Below are 10,523 nucleotides of genomic sequence, written 5' to 3' on the forward strand. Positions count from 1 at the left end.
AGATTGCTTCCTTTAACGAAGCGTTTTGTTCTTCTGAAATCTGTCTATCAAGAATAACGGCAACTGATACTTTTTCTACATAACCAGGAGCTTTAACAAATTTTTCTATTTTCTTAGAAACTTCGTAGTTAGTAGTTTCATCTGTTTTAGCATAGTTAGACTTATCTAAATTGGTGGCAATGTTAGCTGGATTGGCTGCATTATTACCGTCGAAAGATTCTTCCATTGTTCTTGCGCTTCTTAGGATAGGGTCCTCGGAAGGAAGGAATATTTCGCTTTCTGATTCTAGTTTATCAAAATTCATTCTGACATTAACCCTAACAACGGATGCGTTACTTCCAAATATTTGGTTTAACATACTAGAAATTCTAGCCTCTAAACCATTCTCATATTGTTTTTGAGCGTTCATTTGCCTATTACTAAGACCAGAATCTACCATGCCATCATCTTCATAAACATATAAAACATTACTGTTAGTATCAACTATCGTAATATTCTTTGGGGAAAGCCCTTTAACCGAACTTGCAACCAAATGTACTATCCCATTTATTTGCCCTTGTGACAAAGAACCTGAAACATCTAAAACTAAAGACGCAGTGGTTTTCTCTTTATCTGCAACAAACACAGATTCCTCTGGCATTACTATGTGCAATCTAGCTGAACGTATTTGAGAAATACTAGAAATAGTTTTCACGATTTCTGCCTCTAATGCTCTTTGATAATTAACCTTTTGAGTGAATTCAGTAACACCTAACTTAAATTGATCAAACAATTCATAGCCACTAGCGCTGCCCTTTGGTATTCCCTCTGTAGCTAACGCAACTCTTAAAGATCGAACATATTTGGAAGGAACCATTATCGACGAACCATTAGGACCTATTTTATAGGGAATGTTTTTTTCATCTAACTTTTTTACTACTTCGCCCGTACTTTCTTCCTCTAATCCAGCATATAAAGTAACAAAATCTGGCCTTGTACCCCAAATTCCTATCCCAATAAATGAAACAAAAATGATAATTCCCAACATGCCTAAGGTTAATTTCTGAGCAAAATTAAGTTGGTTTAAAAGAACTTTCAGTTGTTCATAAAAGCGTTTAACAATTTCTGACATTTACTAACTTCCAATCTGTAATGCCCTTTGGGCCATTGACTTTGATGTATTAAATACTGCAACATTCGCCTCGTACGCCCTAACAGCATCCATCATTCTCACCATTTCCATAGTCTGACTAATATTAGGTTTTTTGATGTAACCATTCTCGTCAGCTAGCGGATGAGTCGGATCATAATACATAAGCGGAGGAGAATCGTCTTTTTTAATGGAAGATATTTGTACCTCATTATACATTTTCTTCCCAAGCACATTGGAAAAAGAATAATTATTTGTTTGTTTTGAACTTACTATTGGAATTTTTCTTTGATATGGTTCGCCGGTTTCTGTCTCTAAGGTATTAATATTTGCCAAATTTTCAGCAATAATATCCATGATTTCTCTATGAACGCTCATTCCACTAGAAATCACTGCTGCAGACTGAAAAAAACTCATTGTTTATTCTCCATTATAAAACTCTTTCCGATAAAACAGAGTTCCAAATACTAAACTTTTTACTAGTAAATGTAGCCAGTGCATTATAGTAGGTATTGTTTGTTGCCATATTAACCATTTCCTTATCAAGGTCTACGTTGTTACCAACTGAATTAACACCAGTAGCATTGTCTCTTCTGATAATTGCTTGCATTTGATCTGGGTTAAAATGAAAGGGCATATGGTTCATATGCGTACGATTAACATCTAATTGATTCCCCATTAAGCTTGTTAATGCACTCCTAAAATCTACGTCTTTTCTTCTATATCCTGGAGTTGATATATTGGAGATGTTTTCAGCTATCAACCCTTGCTGTACAGCAGATAATGATAACCCCTCTTTTATGACTTCTGTCCCCATATCAAAAAACATGATTCAATAATAGCAACGCCTCAATGTAGTGTCAATCAATTCAAGCATTTAGATATCTCTCTTAGGACATTTTTTGTGTTATAATAAAATCATGACACATCAATACCAAAGTAAGGATATTTGCGTGGAGACTGGATGCACTCATAGACAGCTTCAATATTGGGAAAAAAAGGGCTATATTAAACCTGAAAAAGGTCAAAGAAACGTAAGACTCTATAATGAAAATGATATAAAAGTTATCAAACAAATTGTTGGTCTAAAGAAAAAAGGCAACTCCCTAGGAGAGGCTTTTATTAGAAGTAGTTCCTATGTAAAACCAACCTCTGCTATACAAAATAATAATAAATTTCTTATTCTAAAAGAAACAGAAGAAAAATATTTAGCGGAAAACGAAGAATTGCTAAACGTTCTTTTCCGCATCCAAGAAATAGAAGCCTCAATACCTGCTTATCCTTATTCTGCATATAACGAAGAAAATATTTTACGACTTAAAGACCTTCAGGATAAGGCCCAAAAAATAAAACAATTAAAAGATGAAACCTGGAACAAAATAATTCTTATACTTAATTCTGACCCAACCATGATTAAAAAAGCTCAAAGCACTTTACAAAAGACACATCCAGTAAACAAATATACAGTAGACCAATTAGTCCTCTTATGGATTAAGAAAAACGGAACTGTTCACAATCTTCCACAAGTAAGAGCAGCTTATCTGGAAAGGATTCAACAAGGGGAATCAATTGATGCTCTTGTTCAAGAGCTAGAAATTCAACCAGAAAAGTCTAAATAAGATTTGCCTATTATTTTTTTACTTTCAGCGGGATTGTGAATAACGCCTCCATACTGATTCTTGAGTTTTTTAGTAGAACCTATCTCTCTTAACCTACTACTAATTTCTGACATTCTTTCTTGAATACGTTTTGTTAATTCTTGCTCTGCCAAGGATATTTGAGAAATTGTTTCTATGATCTGAATATCTTTATTTTTTATTAATTCAGCCCTGCTCGCATCAATTTCTTCTCCAACATTAGCCATTGCAGAAATCTCTTTTCTGATTGGTGACAACTCTTCTTCAATAGCAGTAATCTCATCCATCATTGTTTTTTTAGAGGCCATCATTTCATTTAAAATATCCATTTTATCTACGTTGGGAAGCAAACCCTTGATGTGACGCTGTAAGCTATCAAGAAAAGTTTGATAAACCCTTAGCTCCTTCGACTGAAGTCCTTCTAAGATGGAAATTTGAGAAAGTATCTTGGCTTCTATCATACTAAGAACTCATTAAATCCTATTATCTTCAAATTATCAACATTAACCATCAACATTGCAATATCTCTAAGTCTTTCATTCTCGGCTTCTACCACCTTCTTGATTATCTCCGCTTTGGTTGGAACTTCACCCTTGAAGGCAGTATCTTCTCTCCACGCCAACTGTTTCTTAGCAAAGTCATAATAATAAGGTTCACATTTCAATCCAACGGGTAGTACCTTTGCATATTCTGCTGGCTTGTCGCAAAAGGCTCTCTTTCCTTTTTCGCTCAAATAAGGCATATAGTGATTTCCAGTTAATTCCATCATAGAAGCATTCACCTGATTAAACACAGCAGAGTCTTGATGGTCTTTATATTGCTCCATCATCAGCATGAACCCGTGAAAGTTTCCCTCCACAAAATCATCTAGCCCAGCATCCAACAAAACAGCAACATCTCTTAACGTTAACGTAACCTTTCCTGTTATTAATTCTTCTGGGGACTTCATAGCCGGCATGTTTTCCCCCTTGTTTTTCACAGAAGAAACATCTTTAGTTGTTAGCTCTCTAAAATTATCTTTAAACTCGTCTGTGAACTTACCTTCCTTGATGCCTTGATCTATGTAGGCAACAAAGTCTTGCCATAAAAAGTCTAGTTTGTTTTTTAAAGTTAGTTCCATGGATTCCTCCTGCATATTTATTTTTTTATAAAATGCTAATCAGAAATGCTGACCCAAGAAATGCTGACGCAAAAATTGTAGTTATTCTATTAAGTCCATCTTCCAGGCCCTTCTGACTAGAAAACATTTTGGCTGTATTGCCGATAGAACCAAGTCCTTCGCCCTTAGCAGAATGTAACAAAACCATTATGATTAAAGCAAACGCTGAAACTAATTGGATCAAAATTAAAAAAATCTTCATAAATATCTCCTCTTACATATTGAATTATTACGTTACATAGTACACTATTTCTTGCAAAAACTGAATGTATTTTCTTGATTTGAACCCAAACATGACATACAATTTATAATGTGCAACAAAAAAAAGCTATTTTTTCAGACATAGACAAAACTTTAATCCCTAGCGGGTCATTAAATTTACTTGTCCAACACTTATATAAAAAGAAGTTAATTCCTTTAAATCTTATAATTAGGGTTCTTTACTGGTATCTCCTTTATAAGATGAACTGGATAAAAGACTTTAGTAAAGTTATTGAAAAGTCGAGCGAACTGCTTGCTCCGTTGCTTAAAAGTCACAGTGCGGTGGAATTACATACTTTGATTAACAACTGGTTCGATTCTGATATTAAGCAAATAATTTACCCAGATATCGAACAAAGAATCAGAGACCTGCACAAACAAGGATACGAACTTTATTTTGTTACATCCACTCTTGAACCAATAGCAAAATGCTTTCAAGAATATTTTGGATTTGGCACAGTTGTGGCAACAGAACTAACAGAAAAAAATGGTTATTATTCTGCTATACCTAACGGGGCTCCCTGCCATGGAAAAGAAAAGGCTCGAAGAATGAACGATTTAGTGATAAAAGATAAATTGGACCTTGCCAATAGCTTTGCCTTCTCTGATCATATTTCAGACGTACCTATGCTGAAACTAGTTGGCCACCCAGTAGTGATTAACCCTAACCCTATCCTAAATATCATAGCAAGAAAAAATAAATGGGAAATTCTTTCGCCGAAACTAGCCTAGACCGTATTTTTTTATTTTATACCCTATCATACGTTCTGTAATTCCAAGCCCTTTAGCAGCTTCTACTTTCTTTCCTTTGGTCCTTCTAAGCATTTCCTTAATTAAGACTGCTTCTGCTTTTTCTAGCGCATGAGTAAGCTTGACCTTTTCGGGCATATTTTTCGCAAAAACGCTTAAAAATTCAGTTTTATCCTCCACGAGGTCAGGAGCTTTAGGTGCCAAGGCTTCTTTATCTAAAATAGCTTGTCTTTGCTTTAATAAATAACTCTTTATTTCTTTGAAGCTTCTTTCCTGTCTATTAAAAAATGCTTCTATGCAAGTAAAAAATATTTTAACATCTTTGACATTATCAAACATAGACAGCGCTGTCTTCCCTATTCTAAAACTTAAAAAATCCTTCATCTCAACTCTATCCACACAGATAATAACTTTCTTAATATCTGTCGGCTCACTAATCTTTTTTTTAGATAAAACTTCTGGCTGTCCATCTTTGAGTAAGCAAACAATTGAGCCATTATCAAATAATGAGGCATCAAAGCCCAAGTCTTCTTTGTTGATTCCTTCAATCTCTTTGAATTTGAATTGCATATACAATAAACTGATTGCTTTGTCATAAAAATCTTCCCTGTCAAAAAAAAGCGGAAGCTCATAAATTTTAAAGATATCTAAATAAGTTTTCTTTTCCATCTTCTCTATTGTATTAAAAAAAATCATTTGCATCAATGGCGACGAGTGATTACTAATATACAAAAGAATATTGCACCTATGACAGACGAAAAAATACCAACAGGCAACTCAACTGGCGCAAACAACGCCCTAGATAAAACATCAGCAATAACCAACATGCTTCCACCAATAAGCAGTGTAGCAAAAATTAACTTCTTGTGAACAGCACCAAAAATTGCCCTTGCTATATTTGGCACAATTAAGCCAATAAAAGCAATTGGACCAAAGAAAGCAACAATAGAACCAATTAACACAGAACCAATAATAATAAGAATCCACCTTACATAAGAAACATTTACCCCTCTACTGTGAGCAAATTCTTCGCCTAAGCTAAGCAGATCTAATTCTTTTCGAAGAAGATAGACCAAGGTTACTGCTATAAAAATAACTGTTAATTCAAAAATTACTACTTCATATGAAACATTGCGAAGACTCCCAAACAGCCAATGCATAAACTTAAAGGCATTCAAATAATCTAACTGAAATTGCACAAGCATGATTAAGCTGGTAAAAAGAAAATTTAAAGCAACACCAACCAAAAGAACGTCGGACATTCTTCCTTCTGCATATCTTCTGCTTATTAAATAAATGCTCCAGAGCGACAATACTGAAAAAAGGATTGCAAAAACCACTGTCTGATCAAAAATCCAAACATTAAAGGTAACCCCTAAAGACATTGCCAACAAGGCACCTAAAGACGCTGCTGTTGAAATACCTAAGGTATAAGGCGTTGCCAAAACATTGCAAAACAATGACTGAAAAATCATTCCAGACAAAGAAAGCCCCGCTCCAGCCAAAAAAGCGAGCATTATTCTTGGCACTCTATACTGAAATAAAATATAAAGAGAATCTGGCTCCTGTAAAAAACTAAAAATATTAATATATCTTTCACCCAAAAATGGAGCTAACAACAAAATAACTATAGTAATAAATAATAAGCCAATATTCTTACGCATCATTTAGTCTTTAGTCCGGTTTCGAAAACATCTCCAAATAGCTTTTCAAACTTTTTATCAAAACTATCAAAGTGCTTGAATTTACCGTCACTTATTACATAGACACTTAAACCCGCTACATCCTCAAACATCAGCATCTCTTCTACGCTGTTCACTACCATTACAAAGGTTCTTTTCTTTTGCTCATGTAACTCAAGAATCTTTTCAAAAACTTTTTTACGTTGGCCTGGATCCAAAAAACTAAAGGGCTCATCAAGCAACATAAGTTCACCACCAACTACATACGTAGAAGCCAGCAACACCCGCTGTAACTCTCCACCGCTCAACTGTGTAATAAACTTTTTTTGTAAATACTCTATTTGAAAAATCGAAATCGACTCTGTCACTATTTTTTTGCTTTCTGCCTGATTGGAATAAGCTGACATTTCTAGTAACTCCAAAACAGTATAGGGGGTATCAAAAACTAACTTTTGAGGTAAATAAGCTAATTTGTTTGCCAGCTCTCTAACGGAGTATTCATTAATATTCCTACCATCTATAATGATTTCACCAGAATAACCATTAAGCTGTTTGTTGATTATTTTAAGGAAGGTGGACTTACCAATACCGTTTTTCCCAACGATTAAACACAAATCGTTTTTATGAATAGCTACATTTGTTTCTGAAAATATTTGCTTCTTGCCCAAACTAAAGCTGAGATTGTTTATTGAAATTTTTTTGAAGCCCTCGCCGTACAGGGGGTGGGGAAACCGAGGGCTTCTTTCCAAAAAAAGTCTTTTATATTTTACCATATTCGGATTACGTAAACCAGATTTCTAGAAATATCCTCAGCCAATTTTTTTGGCAGCTTCACCATAAATATCCTGGTAAAACATCAAAAACACATCATAAAGGTCTGAACGCATTAGATTATCGTTCAGCTCTAGTTTCTCGCTGACGCCTTCTTCACTATACGAAGCACAGAAAGGTGGTTGCTCTTCTGCTTCTAATGACCCTAAAATACTGTCGATATCTTCGTCTGACAAATTATCGTTAATGCTAGACAATGTTTTTCTTATTTTTTTCTTAAACTCATCTTTGGATCTAACACCCTTGAAAAACTTATTAAAAATTTGCTCAGCCGTAACCTGTTGCGCTCCAGCATTCTCTTTTGGGCTGGCAACAGCATTATATAAAGACTGATTAATCATATTAGCGTAATTAGCTGGTGTTCCTTGTATGTTCAAGCTTATGAACCTCTTCTTTCAATCAAAATAAACTTATGTTATAGTATAGCAAAATCAATAATTATAAACAAGAATAACCATGCTATTTAAAAAAAATCAAACTAAAAATAATACTGAATTTCTAGAAACAACCAAAAATAATCACCTTTATCATACACACACGCATAAAGGAATTCTTATTGTTGTGGAAGGAACTGATGGTTCTGGGAAATCAACACAACTACATCTTTTAAAAAAATGGCTAATTGCAGAAGGTTATCCTGTTGTCTACACTGAGTGGAACTCTTCAACACTTGTCGCAAAAACTATCAAAAAAGGCAAAAAAAAAGGGATTCTAGATAGCAACACTTTTAGCCTCTTACACGCAACTGACTTTGCTGACAGATTATACAAAACTATTATCCCAGCCTTAACATCCGGTCATATTGTTTTGGCAGATAGGTATGTGTTTACTGCTTTGGCTAGAGACTATGCAAGAAACTGTGATAGAGATTGGCTACGGAATTTATATTCATTTGCACCAAAACCTGATGCAACATTTTACTTTCAAATGCCTGTGGAGGTAAGCCTAGAAAGAATAACCCAGACAAGACAACCCAAGTATTATGAGGCTGGTATGGATATGAAACTAAGTAGTGACCCTTACAAAAGTTATGTTTTATTCCAATCAAAAGTCATCTCGGAATATGAAACAATGGTGGATGAATTTGGGCTTACACTTATGGATGGAATGCAAGAGATTCATGATAAGCAAGTTCTTTTTAGAGAAAAAGTACTACAAATCATTAAAAGGAAATTTAAATGAAAAAAAACACCTATCCTGGAAAACTTATTGTTGCAGAAGGGCTAGATGGCAGCGGAAAAACTACGCAATTTGGTCTAACCCGTAATTGGTTGGAAATTGAAGGTTACGGTGTTTCTCTTTTAAAAAGAAAAAACTCTCCACTGGTTTCCAATAATATCAGACAAGCAAAAGAAGAAAAAACCCTAATTCCAATAACTTATAGTCTTATCCATGCGGCTGACTTTAGTGACCTTATGTACAACCAAGTTATCCCTGCATTAAAGTCTGGACTTGTTGTTCTATTCAATAAATATGTTTACACCTCGATAGCTAAAGATTATCTGCGAGGTCAAAACAAAGATTGGATCAATAAGTTATATGAATTCGCGATAGAGCCGGATTTAACCTTTTATTTCAAAATAGACCACGAAGAAGCACTAGGAAGAATGACCCAAAACCAAAAAGAAAATGATTATTATGATAGTGGCATGGACATTGGTCTAAGTCCGAACAACATGACCTCTATCAAAAAATATCAGGCATTGCTTTATGAACAATACGAACTTATGTCAAAAACATATAAGTTTGTTACGGTTGACAGCCTGAAGCCCATCGAAAGCCAACAAAAAATTATTAGAGACCACATCAAAGAACTTTTGCTAAATTAGACCACTGTTTTTAGGGCTATTATTTTAATTTGACATCAAATAATACCAACTAATCTACATTATTATTTACTTCCCTAGTTAATTATCTGCTAAAAATTAACATGCCTGTGGGTGGCAATGCTTCTTTAGGCGCAGATATTTCAACTCTTCTTGGAAAGAACACATCTATTGTTCCCATTAAATATAACGTATTTTCAAAATATTTATCTTGCGATATCTTCGCTTTATCTAAATTTCTTAAAATTCTTGTAGTCATCTCCTTATTGCCTGTAGCTATAGCTAACGGTAAATACATGGCACTATCCATAATTTGTTGTCCAGTAAACTGAAAGTCTCTTTCTTTACCTGCTGCTAAAGCTTTTACTGCTGTATCTTGCTCAGCAGTGGATTCATGGCAGGCAATTATATACCTACCTATTTCCCATGGTGCTCTAATCCCATCATAAGTTTGAACTGTATCATGTACTCTTGTTACATCAATTGACCCATCTTGTTTTACTTCAAATTGAACATGTGCAGGGAACTCTCCAGTATCCTCAAGAATTTCTCCATAAAGCTTCATACTATCAGAAGCGGCTTTCTCCCAAAAAGATACTATTCCTTCTCCCATACTATTATCTTTTGCAAAAGAAGCAATCTCAATACAAGAAGCTGGAGTTAGGTAATCCGAAAAATGAAAATCATCCCAATCTTCAGAAGGACGCATAACGCTCATTCCCTTTTCATCACTAAATAAAAACTTTGCCTGACTTGTTAATTTCTGTGCTAAATCACCATATCCACTATCTATCCATAATCCATTATCTACTAATTGTTGTGCATAAATTAGCGACCTAATTAAATCTATATCAGCATCTGCTGCAGAGTTTGCTGTTGATCCATATTGATCACTATCAAGAACTATTTGACTACCCTGTTCTTTCACTTTCCAAGCTGGCAATTCCCCTTGGTTGCCAGCACCTTTGGCTAAACTAATCATATGTTGAGTCCCTTGTAATAATTTATCAAAATCTGCTTGATAAATTCTTGCACTTTTACTATCTATTCGAGCTAAATCTGTAGCTAAAATCTGCCAATATGATTGTCCTTCTGATACAATTTGATTGCCTTGACTTGGATCCTTTATAAAACTTCCTTGATAATTTTGTAATAAATATTGACTTAATAAAACCCTATATTTACCAATAATTTCACTCCTCTTATCAATAGTAATTGTTTTGGATCCTGTTAATTGTTGAATATAAA

Annotated in this window: 15 protein-coding genes; 4 read left to right on the top strand and 11 right to left on the bottom strand. The window is 34.5% G+C overall.

Annotation, left to right across the window (positions count from 1 at the left end):
- From fliF to flgB, 3 genes are all read right to left on the bottom strand, one after another.
- On the bottom strand, positions 1–1,111 hold a 1,111-nt coding region (gene fliF / locus PHF25_07395), incomplete at its 3' end, for a flagellar basal-body MS-ring/collar protein FliF (protein MDD4527839.1).
- A 3-nt stretch (positions 1,112–1,114) separates the two neighbouring features.
- The gene (gene flgC / locus PHF25_07400) at positions 1,115–1,546 is read right to left on the bottom strand and encodes a flagellar basal body rod protein FlgC (GenBank protein ID MDD4527840.1); all 432 of its coding nucleotides are present in this window, start codon (positions 1,544–1,546) and stop codon (positions 1,115–1,117) included.
- 13 nt (positions 1,547–1,559) lie between these two features.
- Positions 1,560–1,958 (bottom strand): flagellar basal body rod protein FlgB, encoded by a 399-nt coding sequence (gene flgB / locus PHF25_07405; GenBank protein ID MDD4527841.1) that lies wholly within the window; start codon positions 1,956–1,958, stop codon positions 1,560–1,562.
- A 91-nt stretch (positions 1,959–2,049) separates the two neighbouring features.
- Between flgB and PHF25_07410 the strand changes: the two genes are divergently transcribed.
- Complete coding sequence (locus PHF25_07410; GenBank protein ID MDD4527842.1) at positions 2,050–2,748, top strand: helix-turn-helix domain-containing protein; 699 nt, start codon at positions 2,050–2,052, stop codon at positions 2,746–2,748.
- Here PHF25_07410 and PHF25_07415 read toward each other — a convergent pair.
- The 3 genes from PHF25_07415 to secG are packed head-to-tail and all read right to left on the bottom strand — an operon-like array spanning position 2,727 to position 4,127.
- Entirely contained in the window at positions 2,727–3,227 is a 501-nt protein-coding gene (locus PHF25_07415; GenBank protein ID MDD4527843.1) for a hypothetical protein, read from the bottom strand. The two genes, PHF25_07410 and PHF25_07415, sit on opposite strands and share 22 nt — an antisense overlap.
- Positions 3,224–3,886, bottom strand: a complete 663-nt coding sequence (locus PHF25_07420) for a hypothetical protein (GenBank protein MDD4527844.1) — start codon at positions 3,884–3,886, stop codon at positions 3,224–3,226. Before PHF25_07420 ends, PHF25_07415 begins: the two co-directional genes overlap by 4 nt.
- Positions 3,887–3,911: 25 nt before the next feature.
- Positions 3,912–4,127 carry a preprotein translocase subunit SecG gene (gene secG, locus PHF25_07425; protein ID MDD4527845.1) on the bottom strand — a complete coding sequence of 72 codons (216 nt, stop codon included), beginning with the start codon at positions 4,125–4,127 and terminating at the stop codon, positions 3,912–3,914.
- A 110-nt stretch (positions 4,128–4,237) separates the two neighbouring features.
- Here secG and PHF25_07430 point away from each other — a divergent pair, with 110 nt between their 5' ends.
- Positions 4,238–4,918, top strand: coding sequence for an HAD-IB family hydrolase (locus PHF25_07430; GenBank protein MDD4527846.1), 681 nt, complete (start codon positions 4,238–4,240; stop codon positions 4,916–4,918).
- Here PHF25_07430 and PHF25_07435 read toward each other — a convergent pair.
- The 4 genes from PHF25_07435 to PHF25_07450 form a co-directional block, all read right to left on the bottom strand.
- Positions 4,910–5,605 carry a helix-turn-helix domain-containing protein gene (locus PHF25_07435; protein MDD4527847.1) on the bottom strand — a complete coding sequence of 232 codons (696 nt, stop codon included), beginning with the start codon at positions 5,603–5,605 and terminating at the stop codon, positions 4,910–4,912. The genes PHF25_07430 and PHF25_07435 overlap by 9 nt on opposite strands.
- Positions 5,606–5,637: 32 nt before the next feature.
- On the bottom strand, positions 5,638–6,603 hold the full coding sequence (locus tag PHF25_07440) for an iron ABC transporter permease (protein ID MDD4527848.1): 966 nt from the start codon (positions 6,601–6,603) through the stop codon (positions 5,638–5,640).
- The gene (locus PHF25_07445; protein ID MDD4527849.1) at positions 6,600–7,286 is read right to left on the bottom strand and encodes an ABC transporter ATP-binding protein; all 687 of its coding nucleotides are present in this window, start codon (positions 7,284–7,286) and stop codon (positions 6,600–6,602) included. Before PHF25_07445 ends, PHF25_07440 begins: the two co-directional genes overlap by 4 nt.
- A 141-nt stretch (positions 7,287–7,427) precedes the next feature.
- Entirely contained in the window at positions 7,428–7,826 is a 399-nt protein-coding gene (locus PHF25_07450; GenBank protein ID MDD4527850.1) for a hypothetical protein, read from the bottom strand.
- 79 nt (positions 7,827–7,905) lie between these two features.
- Between PHF25_07450 and tmk (PHF25_07455) the strand changes: the two genes are divergently transcribed.
- Together tmk (PHF25_07455) and tmk (PHF25_07460) are read left to right on the top strand one after the other, a co-directional pair.
- Complete coding sequence (gene tmk / locus PHF25_07455; protein ID MDD4527851.1) at positions 7,906–8,631, top strand: dTMP kinase; 726 nt, start codon at positions 7,906–7,908, stop codon at positions 8,629–8,631.
- Complete coding sequence (gene tmk / locus PHF25_07460) at positions 8,628–9,278, top strand: dTMP kinase (protein MDD4527852.1); 651 nt, start codon at positions 8,628–8,630, stop codon at positions 9,276–9,278. Before tmk (PHF25_07455) ends, tmk (PHF25_07460) begins: the two co-directional genes overlap by 4 nt.
- Positions 9,279–9,360: 82 nt before the next feature.
- On the opposite strand, the gene PHF25_07465 is transcribed toward tmk (PHF25_07460), so the two are convergent.
- On the bottom strand, positions 9,361–10,523 hold a 1,163-nt coding region (locus tag PHF25_07465), incomplete at its 5' end, for a glycosyl hydrolase family 8 (GenBank protein ID MDD4527853.1).

The sequence above is a fragment of the Candidatus Margulisiibacteriota bacterium genome, assembly GCA_028706105.1.
Lineage (GTDB): Bacteria > Margulisbacteria > Riflemargulisbacteria > GWF2-35-9 > DYQY01 > DYQY01.